Source organism: Gluconobacter sp. DsW_056, from assembly GCF_002153595.1.
GTDB classification, from domain to species: domain Bacteria; phylum Pseudomonadota; class Alphaproteobacteria; order Acetobacterales; family Acetobacteraceae; genus Gluconobacter; species Gluconobacter albidus.
Window position 1 is genome coordinate 283,737 of record NZ_JOPF01000004.1, and the last position, 15,307, is coordinate 299,043.

Consider the following 15,307-nt stretch of genomic DNA (forward strand, 5'->3'; position numbering starts at 1 on the left):
TCCTTACAGATACGATATAAAATCAAAGCGAGAGTCATTGCCCGGCGCCCTGTGGGCGCTCAGGGGAATAGGAAAGGGGCGGACCCGTATTGCGGTCCGCCAGAAGGCGCAGGCCATCCAGTGTCAGATCAGGCGCCAGCACATCAAAAAGCGGCGTTCCCTCAGAGAACAGTGGAGCCAGACCGCCCGTTGCGATCACAGTCGGTTTTGCGTCCATTTCATCGGAAATACGATGGATCAATCCTTCAACCAGGCCGACATAGCCCCAGAACAGACCAGAGCGCATCGCAACGCTCGTGTTGCGGCCAATCGCCGTTGAAGGACGTCCGATGCTCATACGTGGCAGTCGCGCCGCAGCACGATGCAGCGCATCAATCGACAGGTTCACACCCGGAGCAATAGCGCCCCCACAGAACTGGCCTGCCGTATTGACCACATCGAACGTCGTCGCAGTGCCAAAATCAACAACGATCAGAGGCGTGCCATAAATTTCACGTCCTGCCAGACCGTTCAGGCGCCGGTCGGCACCCAATTCGTTCGGATTTTCCACAAGAACGTCGATCCCCCAGTCCAGCCTTGCATTGGCGACAAGAGGCACGACATCCAGCCATTCACGACAGAACCGACGGAGTTCATACAGGGCAACGGGAACAACGGTCCCGATGATGGCGCGGCTGACCTTTGAGGCATCCAGACCTACCCGGTCAAAAAGCGTCAGAAGCCACGCCGCATATTCATCCGCTGTCCGTGCTTCATTCGTCGAGATTCGCCATTGCCCGAGCCACGACTTCCCGTCGTGTACAGCGAACACGATGTTGGTGTTTCCAGCATCAATGACGAGAAGCACGTTGCGGTCCGGTCCTTCAGTCCAGCAGGATATCGCCGGTTACAACCGGAATGGTTTCACCGTTGGGAAGGGTCAGCAGCAGGCGTCCCTGCGCGTCGAGCCCTGAAAACGAACCTGTAATATAGGTTTCACAACCCTGAACCGCAAGCCGCGACCCGACAGGGTGCGCGCGGGCCAGCCACGCCGCCCGGATCGGTGCAAACCCCTGCTTTGCCAGAATGGCGGTCCAGCGCTCGATCTGCGCGACCAGAATTTCACCAAATGCTTTCGCAGACGGTACGGCAGTTTTTTCAGAAAGCGCCGCAAGACTGCGACCAGGGATCTCGGGGGCCTGCGTCAGATTGGCTCCGATTCCCACTACAACCCACGGCCTGCTCTGCGGGCCTCCCGTCTCAATCAGGACACCAGCCATCTTCCGACCATCCAGCAAAAGGTCGTTTGGCCATTTCACCATGAAAGGGGTAGGCCCCACAGTTGCGGGACAGAAATGCATGGCGGTCTCGTACAAGGTAACCGCGGCAAGAAATGGAAGAGCTGCTATGAACGTCGCAGGATCAACGGGCCGGAACAGGAGCGAGATCGCAAGGTTCCCACCCGGATCAGTCCAGGTTCGTCCGCGTGTACCGCGCCCTGATGTCTGGGAAAAAGCCTGAACAGCCAGATATTCCGGCTCACCAGCTTCAGCTCTAATTTTACACAGATCGGAAGTGGAGCCGAGCGTTTCATGGTATTCGAAACGCCAATTCATGGCTGCATAGTATTCATGATGGTGGGCGATGACGGGATTGAACCGCCGACCCTCTCGGTGTAAACGAGACGCTCTACCGCTGAGCTAATCGCCCTCAGAATGTTTGTGAGGTCTATATACACGGTTCCGGATGGCGGTAAAGCCACCCGGAACCGTTTTGTGAGCTTTCTCAGCTCACGGCGTCCTTCAGACCCTTGCCCGGCTTGAAGCGGACAGAGGTGGATGCCGGAATGTCGATCTCTTCGCCCGTACGCGGGTTGCGGCCCTTGGCAGCCTTACGCGTTGCGGTCACAAAGCTGCCGAAGCCGACGAGACGGACTTCCTGCTTCTTGGCAAGCGTCGCTTCGATCGTGCTGAACACCGCATCGACAACTTCGCTAGCCTTGGCCTTCGGAAGATCGGCAGCGTCTGCAACGGCGGCGATCAGTTCCTGCTTGTTGAGGGGCTTCTCCATGATGTGCCTTTCTGGTGTTAGAGGGCCTGAGCCGGGCTCTGGTGAGTCCCTTCTGGCTCAGGCGCCTTGTTCGATCTGCGGCCGCACTATGAAGCGGATTTTGCCCGCGTCAACTGTCAGAATCGCAGAAGATCATCCGTGTTAGTGGGGAAGTGCCTGCGGAGCCGCTTTATCCACCGTTATTTCACTGATCGGATCAACATTTTCATCCCATTCAATGGCTTCCGGCATACGAGTCAGCGCAATCTTGAGCACCTCATCCACATGGCTCACCGGAATGATCTTGAGCGCATGACGGACATTATCCGGCACCTCCGCGAGATCCTTCTCGTTGTCCTTGGGGATCAGGACCGTCTTGATTCCAGCCCGCAGGGCCGCGAGCAGCTTCTCCTTGAGCCCCCCAATCTCCAGAACCCGGCCCCTCAGGGTGATCTCACCCGTCATGGCCACATCCCTGCGGATGGGGATCTGCGTCATGATACTCACCAGAGACGTCGCAAGCGCAATACCGGCGGACGGACCATCCTTGGGGGTCGCACCTTCAGGAAGATGGATATGGATGTCCCTCTTCTCGAACAGCGGCGGCCGGATCCCGAAATCCTGGGCACGCGAGCGGACATAGGAGAGCGCGGCAGAAATGCTTTCCTGCATGACTTCGCCGAGCTTGCCGGTCTGCTTGACGTTCCCCTTGCCCGGAACCATCACGCTTTCAATTGTCAGGATCTCGCCACCAACCTGCGTCCAGGCCAAGCCTGTCACGACGCCGACCATATCTTCCGTCTCGGTCTCACCATGACGGAAACGGCGGACGCCCGCATATTTCTCGAGATTTGCCGGAGTGATCTCGACATGACTAACGCCGGTCGTGATGATTTCCTTGACCGTTTTGCGCGCCAGCTTGGCAAGCTCACGCTCAAGATTTCGCACACCGGCTTCCCGGGTATACGCCCGAATAAGTTCACGGATCGTATCATCCGTAACCGTCCACTCACCAGGCTTGAGATTATGTGCTTCGGCCTGCTTGCCCAGAAGATGACGGCGCGCGATCTGCACTTTCTCATCTTCGGTATAGCCGGACAGGTTGATGATCTCCATGCGATCCAGCAGCGGCTGGGGCATGTTCAGACTATTGGCCGTCGTGACAAACATCACATCCGACAGATCATAATCCACTTCAAGATAATGATCGGCGAACGTAGCGTTCTGTTCCGGATCCAGCACCTCAAGCAGCGCCGAGGACGGATCACCACGCCAGTCGGCACCCAGCTTGTCGATCTCGTCGAGCAGGAACAGCGGATTGGACGTCCGCGCCTTCTTCATGCCCTGAATGATCTTACCCGGCATGGAGCCGATATATGTCCGTCGATGACCACGGATTTCGGATTCATCGCGAACCCCACCCAGTGACATACGGATATAGTTACGGCCCGTCGCCTTGGCGATGGAGCGTGCCAGAGAGGTTTTACCCACGCCCGGAGGCCCGACAAGACACAGAATTGGCCCCTTGAGCTTCTGCGAACGCGTCTGCACCGCAAGATACTCAAGGATCCGCTCCTTGACCTTTTCCAGACCGTAATGCTCGGCTTCCAGCACATCTTCAGCATGCTGGAACTCGCGTGTGATCTTTGAACGCTTCTTCCAGGGAATTCCCAGAAGCCAATCGAGATAGTTGCGGACAACCGTGCTCTCGGCCGACATCGGGCTCATGCCACGCAGCTTCTTTAGCTCGGCATGGGCCTTTTCCTTGGCTTCACGGCTCAGGCGGGTCTTGTTGATCTTTTCCTCAAGCTCGGAATTCTCATCCTTACCATCCTCGCCCTCCCCGAGTTCCTTCTGGATCGCCTTGAGCTGTTCGTTCAGGTAGTACTCGCGCTGGGTCTTCTCCATCTGCCGCTTCACGCGGTTGCGGATGCGCTTCTCGACCTGAAGAACACCGATTTCCGTCTCGATATGCGCGAAAACCTGTTCCAGACGACGCGCAGGCGAAGCAGTTTCAAGAATTTCCTGCTTTTCGGAAATCTTGAGATTCAGATGGCTCGCAATCGTGTCAGCGAGCTTGGAAACACCCTCGATCTGGTTGATCGAGACCATGACTTCCGGCGGAATTTTCTTGTTGAGCTTGATATACTGTTCGAATTGCGAAACCGTTGAGCGGCTCAGCGCCTCAATTTCGCTTCCCGGCGCCGCATCAACGGCCTCTTCGGGAATTTCCTCGATTTCAGCTTCGAAATGCCCGTCCACATCGAACAGACGCGTGATGTGCACACGACGCGTCCCCTCGACCAGAACCTTGACGGTCCCGTCCGGCAGCTTCAGCAGCTGGAGGATCGTCGAGACCGTCCCGTAACGGTAGATATCATCGACCGAAGGATCATCCAGCGAGACGTCCTTCTGCGCCACAAGCAGGATCTGCTTGCTTTCACGGGTCACGGTTTCCAGCGCCTTCACCGACTTTTCACGCCCGACAAACAGCGGCACGATCATGTGGGGGAAGACCACGATATTGCGCAATGGCAGAACAGCCATCACATCGTGGCGCACAGGCTCCTGTACGGTTTCCGCCACAACAGGCGCCGCAGTTTTGCGAGGCTTGCGAACGGCTTTCTTTGGAGCCGCCACGGGCGTTTCGGTAACAACCACGTCATCCGTTTTTTTCGTCCGGCGACGGGTTTTCGGCTTGGTATCGTCAGTCATTCACTTGATCTCCAGAGGGACGATCTTGCGATGCCAACCTGCCTTGCAGCGTCAGCATCGCATCTCTTTCATGCCTGAGAGGCATGAATTGGGACAACCTCAGTCAGTTATGTCGAAACCCGGAAGCTCCGACACAAGAGCCGAAACCATTTTTACGCAGACTGCTCAGCGGGCTCGGACTTGCCTTTCCCATAAACATAGACCGGCTGCGCCTTGCTTTCGGCCACTTCACGGTTGATGACGACTTCTTCCACGCCCTCAAGGCCGGGAAGATCGAACATCGTACCGAGCAGGATATTTTCCAGAATCGAGCGCAATCCGCGCGCACCGGTTTTGCGCTCGATGGCACGCTTGGCGATGGCCGCAAGTGCATCATCCGTGAAGGTCAGCTTGACGCCTTCCATTTCGAACAAACGACCATACTGCTTCACCAGAGCATTCTTGGGCTTGCTCAGGATCTGGATCAGAGCAGATTCGTCCAGATCATTCAGAGCAGCGATCACCGGCAAACGGCCAATAAATTCGGGGATAAGGCCAAATTTCAGCAGATCTTCCGGTTCAACGCTCTGAAGGATGGCTCCCAGACGCCGTTCATCCTCGGAACGCACATCTGCGCCAAACCCGATCCCCGAACCCTTGCCGCGAGCCGAGATAATCTTGTCCAGACCGGAGAACGCTCCGCCGCATATGAAGAGCATATTGGTCGTATCGACCTGCAGGAACTCCTGCTGCGGATGCTTGCGCCCACCCTGCGGCGGCACGGAAGCAACAGTGCCTTCCATGAGCTTCAGAAGCGCCTGCTGAACGCCTTCGCCCGAGACGTCACGGGTGATGGACGGATTGTCGGACTTGCGGGAAATCTTGTCGATCTCGTCGATATAGACGATGCCGCGCTGCGCCCTGTCCACGTTGTAGTCCGCGGACTGGAGCAGTTTGAGAATGATGTTTTCCACGTCCTCGCCGACATATCCGGCTTCGGTCAGGGTCGTGGCATCAGCCATCGTGAAAGGTACGTCGAGAATACGGGCCAGCGTCTGGGCGAGCAGCGTCTTGCCCGAGCCTGTCGGACCAATCAGAAGGATGTTGGACTTCGCGATCTCGACATCGGAGCTCTTCGCGGCATGGGCGAGGCGCTTGTAGTGATTGTGAACCGCTACGGAAAGCGCACGCTTGGCCTCGAACTGACCGATCACGTAATCGTCAAGAACCTTGCATATTTCCTTGGGCGTCGGAACACCGTCACGCGACTTCACGAGATGGGTCTTGTGCTCCTCACGGATGATATCCATGCACAGCTCGACGCATTCATCACAAATGAAGACCGTGGGACCCGCGATCAGCTTACGGACTTCGTGCTGGGATTTCCCACAGAACGAGCAATACAGGGTGTTCTTGGAATCGCCGGATTTGTTGCTCACTGCTGCTTCCTTTCCCTTGCGCACGACATGACCGCATTCACGCAGCAGACATGCGAAAGAACTTTAACTTTAGGCCGAGGTCAAAGCCTTCGGCAACCCCGGAGCCTGAAAGCCCCAAGACACGAAAAGCGGCATATCGGGATGCCGCTTTTCGGTTCCAAGAGGAGCATCAGGCTCCCCGCGCTGGAAACGCCTTAACTCGGGTCTGCTGTCGTCTCATGCGGATTACGCTCAACGACCTTGTCGATCAGGCCGAATTCGCGTGCTTCATGCGCCGAAAGATAGCTGTCACGCTCGAGCTTCTGCTCGATCTGCTCCAGTGTCTGACCGGTATGCTCGCGATAGATCTCGTTCAGGCGCTGACGAATGATGAGGATTTCGCGGGCTTGGATCTCGATGTCCGAAGCCTGCCCCTGCGCACCGCCGGACGGCTGATGGACCATCACGCGAGCATTCGGAAGGGCGTAACGATGTCCCTTCTCGCCACCTGCGAGCAGCAGCGACCCCATGGAGGCAGCCTGACCGATACAGACGGTACTGACCGGGCAGCGGATATACTGCATGGTGTCATAGATCGCGAGACCGGCGGAGACGACACCGCCCGGGCTGTTGATATAGAACGAGATTTCCTTGGTGGGATTGACGCTCTCAAGATAGAGAAGCTGCGCACAGATCAGGGAGGAAACCTGATCGTAAACGGGTCCGGTCAGGAAAATGATGCGCTCCTGAAGGAGACGCGAAAAGATGTCGAAAGCGCGCTCTCCGCGGGCAGTCTGCTCGACCACCATCGGCACCAGAGAGTTGCTCAACACCTCGAGGGGATCACGATCCCGAATGGCCATGCTGTCTGTTCCTCAATGCCCGATGGGCTTTCTTCTGCTCCCTAACATGGACCCGACATGGCGTTCCGTCAAAGGGAGCAGGCAGGAAAAAACGGGCACCCCGAAGAGTGCCCGCTGGTTCCCCCGCCGAAAGATCAGAGTTCGGCGGGCGGGATTTCTGCCAGTTCTTCCGGCGTCACGTCCTTGTCGGTGACGTCGGCCAGCTCGATCAGGTAATCGACGACCTTGTTTTCCAGAATCGGGCCACGGAGCCCTTCGACGGCCTGCGGGTTCTTGGAGAAGAACTCGAAAACCATCTGTTCCTGACCCGGATAACGCTGCGCTTCCTGCTGCATTGCACCCAGAAGCTCTTCACGGGAAACCTGAATCTCCTGCTTGCGGCCGATTTCAGCCAGCAGCAAACCCAGCTTCACGCGACGCTCTGCAATGCGGCGGTAGTCGGTCTTGAGGGTCTCTTCGTCCTTGCCAGCATCTTCCTCGTCCAGACGACCGGCCTTGCGGTCTTCTTCGACGCGGGCCCAGATCTGGTTGAACTCGGCGTCAACCATGCTGGACGGTGCTTCGAAGTCTGTCTTCTCGGACAGGGCATCCAGAAGATCGCGCTTGATGCGCAGACGCGAGAGCTGCTGGTATTCGCCTTCAGCCTGCTCGGTGATGATCTTGCGGATCTGCTCGAGGTTCTCGAAACCGATCGTCTTGGCAAGCTCGTCGTCGATGGCCGGATCAACAGCCTTCTTCAGGGACTTCGCCTTGATGTCGAAGGTCACGGCCTTGCCGGCCAGCTCTTCAGCCTGATAGTCGGCGGGGAACGTCACGTTGATAACGCGCTCTTCGCCAGCCTTCATGCCTTCCATCTGCTCGGCAAAGCCGGGGATGAAGCCTTCGCCGCCGATTTCGACATTCACATCGTCAGCCGTGCCGCCATCGAATGGCGTGCCGTCCAGCTTACCCACGAAGTCAACGCAGACGACATCGCCCTTGACGGCCGCACGGTCTTCTTCGATCGCTTCGAACTTGCGGCTGCGACGGGCAACGTCGTTCAGAGCCTTCTCAACGGTCTCTTCGCTGACCTTGGCGCCAAGGCGCGTCAGCTTCAGACCGGACAGGTCAGGAACGGCGATTTCCGGAAGAACTTCGGTCTCGACCTTGAATTCGAGATCCTTGCCGTCTTCGATGGCGGAGGTCACTTCGACCTTCGGCTGCATCGCCGGGCGCACGTTCTGCTCTGCGAACAGCTTGGTCGTCGCGTCGTTGACGATTTCTTCAAGCAGTTCCGCATTCACGGAATCGCTGTAACGCTGCTTGACGAGGGAAGCCGGCACCTTGCCCGGACGGAAGCCGGGAAGCTTGATCGTCTTGGCGACTTCAGCGAGTCGTGCATCGCGGCGGGCCTGCAGGTCAGCAGACGGGACAACGACGGTGAAGGCGCGCTTAAGTCCTTCGTTGAGCGTGGGCGTAACCTGCATGAGCCAGGCGATCCTCTCGGTCGGTAGGTTGGTCAAATCTCTTTCTCGGGAAGCCGGGTTGGTGCGGGCGGAGGGACTTGAACCCCCACGACTTGCGCCACCAGAACCTAAATCTGGCGTGTCTACCAATTTCACCACGCCCGCAGCGCTCGGCTTCCTGGCTCGTGTTACCGAACCTCGGAAGCGCGGCCTTTAGCGCATGAAACGCGACTTCACAACAGGGAGCCGACCGCCTTTTTGCGTCCAGCCTCCTGCGCGAGGCGTGTGGCGGTCGCACGGGCCGGACCGAGCGGCAGGTCCAGATCCTCCGCCACAGGCCAGCCGCCATGGGCTTTCCCGGCTTCAATTCCCGCTTCGCCATGTAGCCACACACCAGCACAGCAGCCTTCCCAGACGTCCATCCCTGCGGCCAGCAAGGCGGCGATCACACCCGTCAGCGTGTCACCCGAGCCTGCGGTCGCCAGAGCAGAAGACGCATGGGTATTGATGGCGACGCGCCCGTCAGGCGCCGCGATCAGGGTATCAGGCCCTTTCATCACAATGACCGCATCAAGGCGTTTTGCAGCCTCGCGTGCGGCGTCGATCCGACTGCCTTCAACGGGGCCAAACAGTTTACGGAACTCTCCGATATGGGGCGTGATGGCCGCAACGCCTTTCAGGCGCGTGAGATCGCCGGCACCCCAGGTCAGCGCCCCGGCATCAGCGAGGACCATGCGACCGGACTTCAGAAGCTGTGGCAGGGTTGCCGCGACTTCCCCTTCGGTCAGACCAGGTCCACAGATCCAAACTTTGCGTCGGGCATCTTCCAGCAACTCAGCGAGGGGCGCTCCCTCCACAATCAGGCCGGGATCGCCGAGTCGATAAGCCGGAGCGCCCTCACCCGCCGAAACCCGGACCAGCCCCGCGCCGCTTCGTCGGGCCGCTCCCGCCGCGAGACGGGTCGCGCCCGGCATTTCAGTTCCACCACATAGGCTAACGACCCCACGGCGGTATTTGTAATCGCCCTCACCCGAGATCGGGAGGCTCCACAGGCCAGGCTCATTATGCTGGATGGTAGGCGCTATCCCGTCCCAGGCACGCTCGGGCATACCGATATCGACGCAGATCACTTCGCCACACAGACCGGCGCCAGGTTGCAGGAAATGACCGGGACGCGGGCGAACAAAAGTCACCGTAAAATGACAGTCGCGCGCCCGGCCAAGAATTTCACCCGATGCCCCCGAAACTCCACTGGGCATATCGATCGCAACAACCTGAGGAGCCGCAGCAAGAACGGAAGCAGTCTCGTCCGAAACAGGTCGTTTCAGCCCAGAGCCGAAGACCGCATCCACCACCAGATCAGCACATCCGATCTCTTCAGCCGTGAACGGAACCACTGGACCCGTCCAGCGGTTGGCCATTTTGGCTGCGGGCGTGCCTGGTCTGGGGCTGGAGAGTGCAGCCACACGGACCGGCCAGCCCCAGCGCGCCAGATGACAGGCAACGACATAGCCATCGCCGCCATTGTTTCCCGGCCCGCAGGCCACGGTGACGCGACACGGCGAAAAACGGTTGCGTATGATGCGCGCAACGGCCCACCCGGCGTTTTCCATCAGAAGCACGGGCGGAAGGATCACTGCGGCCGCACGGTCCATCCGGTCGCTTTCCTCGGGAAGCAGCAGAGCAAAAGGATAGCGGGACATATCGAGGCAATCTCCTGCCGGACTCATCATGCAAAAGCGTAAGCCGCTCCTGCGCTGTCCGGTTTACAATGACACTTTTGCAATCACTCTGGCGCAATGAGGGGTGCGTCAGGTATTCAGGGGAAACGCATTTCGGGAATGATCTTTCCCTCTCTTTCAATTTTCAACCCTGACGAGGATCAATGACAGGATCGATCATCTGGAGCCTCGTGCTCGCAATTCACGTGCTGTGCATGACCTATTGGGTTGGCGGTTCGATCTATTCGACGCTGGTCGTTCGTTCCACAGTCGGGCTGCTTGACCCCGGACCGCGCAATTCAGTGCTGCTTCAGGGCTATACGCGCTTTTTCCGCGGCCTGTATCAGGTTGTACCGTTTTCGCTGCTGAGCGGCTGGGGGCTGGTCTTTCATGAAGGTGGATTTGCAGCGGTACCCTGGCCCGTCAATGCGATGCAGCTTCTGGGGCTGGTCATGGCAGTGGTTTTCATCCTGACCGTTCAGGGCCCCTTCCGCCGCGCACGCCGGGCCATGCGCCCCCAGCCTGCCCTGTTCGATACGCTGCGCAGCCGCACTGCAATCATGGCGGCACTGGGTGTCCTGACCATCCTTGTCGCCGCAATGGCACGCGGCATCTGAAATCGTATGCGATACGGCGCTTTTAGGGCCGTATCGCTTGCCATTTCCGCCATTTGTCGATAACGCACCAGTTATAGCTGCGGGTCACTGCCCCGCCCTCAACTCCGGCCCGCATCCATTGGGGTGCGCACCGTCAACGAGAGTCTCGAGAGTCATTTGAGCGCGAAAACGACCTCCGGTCCTTCCAAATCCCGTACGACTGCCACGCCCAAGCGTGGTCGCCCTTCCGCTTCGCGCAGCGCCGCAGCCGAGGTTTCCCCGACGCCTGCCGATGAAGGCGACACGCCTGCGGCACCGGAAGCCCCTGCCGCCAAGGCCCCGCGAGCGCGACGCTCGAAGACCGCAGTTCCTGCAATCCCGGATGCGACAGACGCGGCAAAGCCTGCCACACGCCGCCCGCGCAAGGTGATCTCTCCTGCTGTCGAGACCCTGACCGAAGACGACGCTCCCGTTGCCAAACCTGCCGTACGCCGCAGAAAGGCGGTTGCGGAGCCGAAGACAACCGTCGATACCGACGAAACATCTCCTGCCCCCCGTCGTCGCACCACGAAAGTGGCTGATGAAACGGTCACCGAAGCTGCTCCCAAACGCCGCGGCCGTCCACGCAAGGTCGCCGCCGTCGAGCAGCCCGCACCCGAAATCGTAACTGAAGATACTCCGAAGCCTGGCGAAGCTCCGCGTCGCCGCGGTCGTCCGCGCAAAACGGACGTTGTCGCCACGGAAGCTCCTGTGGAAAAACCTTCTGCAGAAAAAGCCGAAAAGAAGGCACGTCCGACACGTCGCAAGGCGAGTGTCCCGGTTGAGGAGGTCGTCGCTGCGCCCGTCTCCGAAGAGACGCCTTTGGCACAGGTCGAGCCGGCAAAGAGCGAGAAAGCCACGGCCCGTCGCAGACGCGCCAGGACTGTTGTCGCTACGGAGCCCGCCGTCACCGTAGAGAACATTGCGGTCCCCCCTGCCATCATTGAAACCGTCGCTGTCGCCGAAGAATCGTTCGACAAGCCCCGTTTTGCCGATCTGGGGCTGGGCGAACCGATCATGCGCGCCATTGAGGAACTGGGTTACGAGCACCCTACCCCCATTCAGGCACAGGCTATCCCCGAAGTTCTGAAGGGCCATGACGTTCTGGGTGTCGCCCAGACCGGCACCGGCAAGACGGCTTCCTTTACACTTCCAATGCTTCAGAAGCTATCCGGGTCGCGCGCCCGTGCACGGATGCCGCGTTCGCTGATCCTTGAGCCGACGCGTGAACTCGCTTTGCAGGTCGCTGAGAATTTCAAGCTCTACGGCAAGTATCTTCGCCTGACACACGCCCTGCTGATCGGCGGCGAAAGTATGGCCGAACAGCGCGATGTCCTGAATCGTGGCGTCGATGTGCTCATTGCAACGCCGGGACGCCTGCTCGACCTGTTCGGGCGTGGAGGTCTGCTGCTCACGCAGACCAGTACGCTCGTGATCGACGAAGCCGACCGCATGCTGGACATGGGATTCATTCCCGATATCGAGAAAATTGTCGGGCTGCTGCCAGCCCATCGCCAGACCCTGTTTTTCTCCGCCACCATGGCTGAAGAAATTCGGCGCCTGGCCGATGCATTCCTGCGCCATCCAGTTGAAATCACGGTCTCGCGCCAGTCTTCCGTCGCCACGACGATCGAAGAAGCACTGGTCATTGTTCCCGAAGACGAAAAACGCCGCACCCTCAAGAAGCTTCTGCGCCGTGAAAACGTCCAGAGCGCGATCGTTTTCTGCAACCGCAAACGCGATGTGGACATGATCCAGCAGTATCTGACCAAACACGGGATAGAGGCCGGGCATCTGCATGGAGATCTGGCCCAGTCGCTGCGTTTCTCGACGCTGGAGCGTTTCCGTTCCGGGGAACTGAAGTTCCTGATCTGCTCTGACGTGGCTGCACGCGGTATCGACATTGGCGGCCTGTCTCATGTCTTCAATTACGATCTGCCGTTCAATGCCGAGGATTACGTCCACCGGATCGGACGCACCGGACGGGCCGGCAAGGAAGGCCACGCCTTCAGCCTGGCCACACCACGCGATCGCAGACTGCTCGAAGCAATCGAGACCCTGACTGGCAAGGTCATTGCACGCCCGGTTCTCGAAGGCATCACGACTGTTGACTGGGCTCCGGAAGAGGGCGACCGCCGTCCGACGGAATCCGTCTCTGCTCCTGTTCCAACGCCTCAGGAGGCTTCGGAAGACGGCGAGCATCGTGCACGCAAACGCCGCCGGGGCGGCCGCAAGCGCAACCGTGGCGAGCGTGACGAACACGAGAGCGTTCAGCAGGCAGTACCTGTTGCAACTCCCACACCTGTCTCGGTGATCGAAGCCCCCGTGAGCCATCGTTCCGTTGAACTGGCTCCTGCATTCGAGAACGATGGCCCGAAGACCGGCTTTGGCGGAGATACGCCCGCCTTCATGCTGGTCCCGCGTCGTCGGAAAATTACGGTCTCCGGCGAGACCGATCTCGCTGCTCCCGTTCAGCATGATGGGCGCCATTACGGTAATGAATGATACCTTGACCGGAGTTGCAGAACTCCGGATTGAAGGACTGGGTGCGGCAGGCGACGGCGTTGCGCATCTTGATGGCCAGAGCGTCTTCATTCCGGGTACATTGCCCGGAGAAGACATTCGGGTCCGCCTTGCTTCCAGCCATCCTGAACTGATTGAAATCGTTCACTCATCTCCCGAGCGCGTAACGCCACCCTGCGACCTGTTTGGTGAGTGCGGCGGCTGTGCGTTGCAGCATCTTTCCCTCCCGGCTCTGCTGGAATGGAAGTCGCAGCGCGTCCTCCAGGCCCTGACCGCCGCTGGTTTTACAGATCTGCCACCAGCACGGATGTTCCAGACAGCGCCTGAAACACGGCGGCGGATGGATTTTGCTGTCCAGCGTGTGCCGGGTGGCGTGATCATCGGGCTGCACCGCCGCAACGGCGATCCCGTGGACATGACGGAATGTCATGTTCTCCACCCAGCGATTTTTGGACTTCTCGCGCCCTTGCGCGACGTTCTGGGCAGCCTGGGAGCCCTGACAGGCCGTGGCAGCCTGATGGTCAACCTGCTTGATAGCGGCCCGGACCTGACACTTCAGACATCTGCTCCGCTGACAAGTGCAGACCGTATCAAGCTTGCGGCCTTTGCACGCGAGCATAATCTGTCGCGAATTTCTTGGCAGGACCCGAAAGATCTGGGCATCGAAACGGTGGCCCAGTCTGGGGCTGTGCGGGAAAATTTCGGTGGTGTGACTGTCTCACCACCCCCTTCGGCATTCCTTCAGGCAGCGGCGGACGCCGAGAAAGCCATTGTCACAGCCGTTCTGGACGGTCTGCCGTCACTGAACAAAAAGGACGTGACGGTCGAGCTGTTTGCCGGTTGTGGCACGCTGACATTTCCGATGTCGGAAAAAGGGCGCGTCATGGCCTATGAAGGAAATCTGGCGGCTGCAAACTGCCTCAAAGCGGCAGCCGGGGGCCGACGCGTTGACGGTTTTCATCGGGATCTGGGGCGCCAGCCTCTTCTGCCGCATGATCTGAAATCAACACGGGCTGTTGTCCTCGACCCGCCTTATGCGGGTGCGGGCGCACAGACTGTACCGCTGGCAAAATCTGCCGTGCCGGATATGGTCTATGTGAGCTGCAATCCTGCCGCGCTTGAAAAAGACGGCAAGATGCTTTGGAACGCAGGATTTTCAGTCGTCGGTCTGACGATCGTGGACCAGTTCCTGTGGTCCACGGAAGTCGAGGCCGTTGTCGTGCTTTCGCGGGATGCGAAGCGGATCAGACGTGAAAACTCTCGCCGCAGCCACAGCGTCCCTTCTCGTTCGGATTCCTGAACGTGAAGCCGGATTCGAGGTCTTTGACCTCGTAATCCATCACAGTACCGGTCAGGAACAAGGTGGCCTTTCGGTCCACCAGCAGGGTCACGCCCTGATCCTCGACCCGCTCGTCGGCAGGCTGCGGGTCTGTGACGAAATTCATTTCGTAAGACAGTCCCGAGCAGCCTCGCGTCCCCACGCTGATGCGCAGGAGCTGCCCCTGATGAGAGCCTTCATAAAGGGCTTTCAGACGTCTGGCAGCCTGATCTGAAACAGTCATGAGAGCAGGCAGCGGACGACGCGTTGCAACATCGGACATGATGGTTTTTTCCGGATCAGAACATGTTGAGGGCAAGACGGGCATCATCGCTCATACGGCTCATATCCCACGGCGGATCCCAGACGATCTCGATCGTCGCCTGAGTAACACCCGGAACATGCGACACGGCATCGCGCACCATCTCGGGCAGTTCCTGTGCGCTGGGACAGTTCGGCGCCGTCAGCGTCATTTCCATATGGACGCGACCGTCGTCGTGCAGGTCAATCGCGTAAATCAGGCCAAGTTCGTAGACATTCACCGGAATTTCCGGATCATAAACCGTGGCGATGGCGGCGATGACCGCCTCCTGATCCGGCGCAGTTCCGGTGGCGGGAACGCAGGCTGTGTCTTCACTGGTGGAGATATCGGTCATGGCTAC

General features: G+C 59.1%; 13 protein-coding genes and 2 tRNA genes. 3 read left to right on the forward strand and 12 right to left on the reverse strand.

What is annotated here, in order from left to right:
• Window positions 1-34: 34 nt before the first annotated feature.
• From HK22_RS04395 to HK22_RS04440, 10 genes are all read right to left on the reverse strand, one after another.
• Window positions 35-847, reverse strand: coding sequence for a type III pantothenate kinase (locus tag HK22_RS04395; protein WP_062109585.1), 813 nt, complete (start codon window positions 845-847; stop codon window positions 35-37).
• A 16-nt stretch (window positions 848-863) separates the two neighbouring features.
• Complete coding sequence (locus HK22_RS04400; protein ID WP_062109587.1) at window positions 864-1,595, reverse strand: biotin--[acetyl-CoA-carboxylase] ligase; 732 nt, start codon at window positions 1,593-1,595, stop codon at window positions 864-866.
• A 19-nt stretch (window positions 1,596-1,614) separates the two neighbouring features.
• A tRNA-Val gene (locus HK22_RS04405) sits at window positions 1,615-1,689 on the reverse strand.
• A gap of 75 nt (window positions 1,690-1,764) precedes the next feature.
• The gene (locus HK22_RS04410; RefSeq protein ID WP_011251684.1) at window positions 1,765-2,049 is read right to left on the reverse strand and encodes an HU family DNA-binding protein; all 285 of its coding nucleotides are present in this window, start codon (window positions 2,047-2,049) and stop codon (window positions 1,765-1,767) included.
• 141 nt (window positions 2,050-2,190) lie between these two features.
• The gene (gene lon, locus HK22_RS04415) at window positions 2,191-4,743 is read right to left on the reverse strand and encodes an endopeptidase La (protein ID WP_077802985.1); all 2,553 of its coding nucleotides are present in this window, start codon (window positions 4,741-4,743) and stop codon (window positions 2,191-2,193) included.
• A 152-nt stretch (window positions 4,744-4,895) separates the two neighbouring features.
• Window positions 4,896-6,161, reverse strand: coding sequence for an ATP-dependent Clp protease ATP-binding subunit ClpX (gene clpX, locus HK22_RS04420; protein ID WP_062029674.1), 1,266 nt, complete (start codon window positions 6,159-6,161; stop codon window positions 4,896-4,898).
• Window positions 6,162-6,355: 194 nt separating this feature from the next.
• Window positions 6,356-7,003 (reverse strand): ATP-dependent Clp protease proteolytic subunit, encoded by a 648-nt coding sequence (locus tag HK22_RS04425; protein ID WP_062029672.1) that lies wholly within the window; start codon window positions 7,001-7,003, stop codon window positions 6,356-6,358.
• Window positions 7,004-7,137: 134 nt separating this feature from the next.
• On the reverse strand, window positions 7,138-8,469 hold the full coding sequence (gene tig / locus HK22_RS04430) for a trigger factor (protein WP_062109591.1): 1,332 nt from the start codon (window positions 8,467-8,469) through the stop codon (window positions 7,138-7,140).
• Between the two features lie 59 nt (window positions 8,470-8,528).
• Window positions 8,529-8,613: transfer RNA gene (locus HK22_RS04435), tRNA-Leu, on the reverse strand.
• Between the two features lie 68 nt (window positions 8,614-8,681).
• Window positions 8,682-10,151 carry an NAD(P)H-hydrate dehydratase gene (locus HK22_RS04440; RefSeq protein WP_086648457.1) on the reverse strand — a complete coding sequence of 490 codons (1,470 nt, stop codon included), beginning with the start codon at window positions 10,149-10,151 and terminating at the stop codon, window positions 8,682-8,684.
• Between the two features lie 182 nt (window positions 10,152-10,333).
• Between HK22_RS04440 and HK22_RS04445 the strand changes: the two genes are divergently transcribed.
• The 3 genes from HK22_RS04445 (at window position 10,334) to HK22_RS04455 (ending at window position 14,627) form a co-directional block, all read left to right on the forward strand.
• A complete protein-coding gene (locus HK22_RS04445; RefSeq protein ID WP_062029664.1) occupies window positions 10,334-10,786 on the forward strand; it encodes a hypothetical protein in 453 nt (150 codons plus the stop codon).
• A 156-nt stretch (window positions 10,787-10,942) separates the two neighbouring features.
• On the forward strand, window positions 10,943-13,309 hold the full coding sequence (locus tag HK22_RS04450; protein ID WP_233142386.1) for a DEAD/DEAH box helicase: 2,367 nt from the start codon (window positions 10,943-10,945) through the stop codon (window positions 13,307-13,309).
• On the forward strand, window positions 13,284-14,627 hold the full coding sequence (locus HK22_RS04455) for a class I SAM-dependent RNA methyltransferase (RefSeq protein ID WP_086648498.1): 1,344 nt from the start codon (window positions 13,284-13,286) through the stop codon (window positions 14,625-14,627). The genes HK22_RS04450 and HK22_RS04455 overlap by 26 nt, the downstream gene beginning before the upstream one ends.
• Here the strand turns inward: HK22_RS04455 and HK22_RS04460 are convergent.
• Window positions 14,572-14,928, reverse strand: coding sequence for an iron-sulfur cluster assembly accessory protein (locus HK22_RS04460; protein WP_062029662.1), 357 nt, complete (start codon window positions 14,926-14,928; stop codon window positions 14,572-14,574). The two genes, HK22_RS04455 and HK22_RS04460, sit on opposite strands and share 56 nt — an antisense overlap.
• A 16-nt stretch (window positions 14,929-14,944) precedes the next feature.
• Complete coding sequence (locus tag HK22_RS04465; protein ID WP_086648458.1) at window positions 14,945-15,301, reverse strand: SUF system Fe-S cluster assembly protein; 357 nt, start codon at window positions 15,299-15,301, stop codon at window positions 14,945-14,947.
• Between the last annotated feature and the right edge of the window lie 6 nt (window positions 15,302-15,307).

What these genes read in the sequence shown, in the direction of transcription:
- HK22_RS04460 (WP_062029662.1), bottom strand. Translation starts at nt 14,928, where the DNA reads ATGTCCGATGTTGCAACGCGTCGTCCGCTGCCTGCTCTCATGACTGTT.
- HK22_RS04455 (WP_086648498.1), top strand. Translation starts at nt 13,284, where the DNA reads ATGGGCGCCATTACGGTAATGAATGATACCTTGACCGGAGTTGCAGAA.
- tig (WP_062109591.1), bottom strand. Translation starts at nt 8,469, where the DNA reads ATGCAGGTTACGCCCACGCTCAACGAAGGACTTAAGCGCGCCTTCACC.
- HK22_RS04400 (WP_062109587.1), bottom strand. Translation starts at nt 1,595, where the DNA reads ATGAATTGGCGTTTCGAATACCATGAAACGCTCGGCTCCACTTCCGAT.
- HK22_RS04425 (WP_062029672.1), bottom strand. Translation starts at nt 7,003, where the DNA reads ATGGCCATTCGGGATCGTGATCCCCTCGAGGTGTTGAGCAACTCTCTG.
- HK22_RS04465 (WP_086648458.1), bottom strand. Translation starts at nt 15,301, where the DNA reads ATGACCGATATCTCCACCAGTGAAGACACAGCCTGCGTTCCCGCCACC.
- HK22_RS04445 (WP_062029664.1), top strand. Translation starts at nt 10,334, where the DNA reads ATGACAGGATCGATCATCTGGAGCCTCGTGCTCGCAATTCACGTGCTG.
- HK22_RS04410 (WP_011251684.1), bottom strand. Translation starts at nt 2,049, where the DNA reads ATGGAGAAGCCCCTCAACAAGCAGGAACTGATCGCCGCCGTTGCAGAC.
- lon (WP_077802985.1), bottom strand. Translation starts at nt 4,743, where the DNA reads ATGACTGACGATACCAAGCCGAAAACCCGTCGCCGGACGAAAAAAACG.
- HK22_RS04440 (WP_086648457.1), bottom strand. Translation starts at nt 10,151, where the DNA reads ATGTCCCGCTATCCTTTTGCTCTGCTGCTTCCCGAGGAAAGCGACCGG.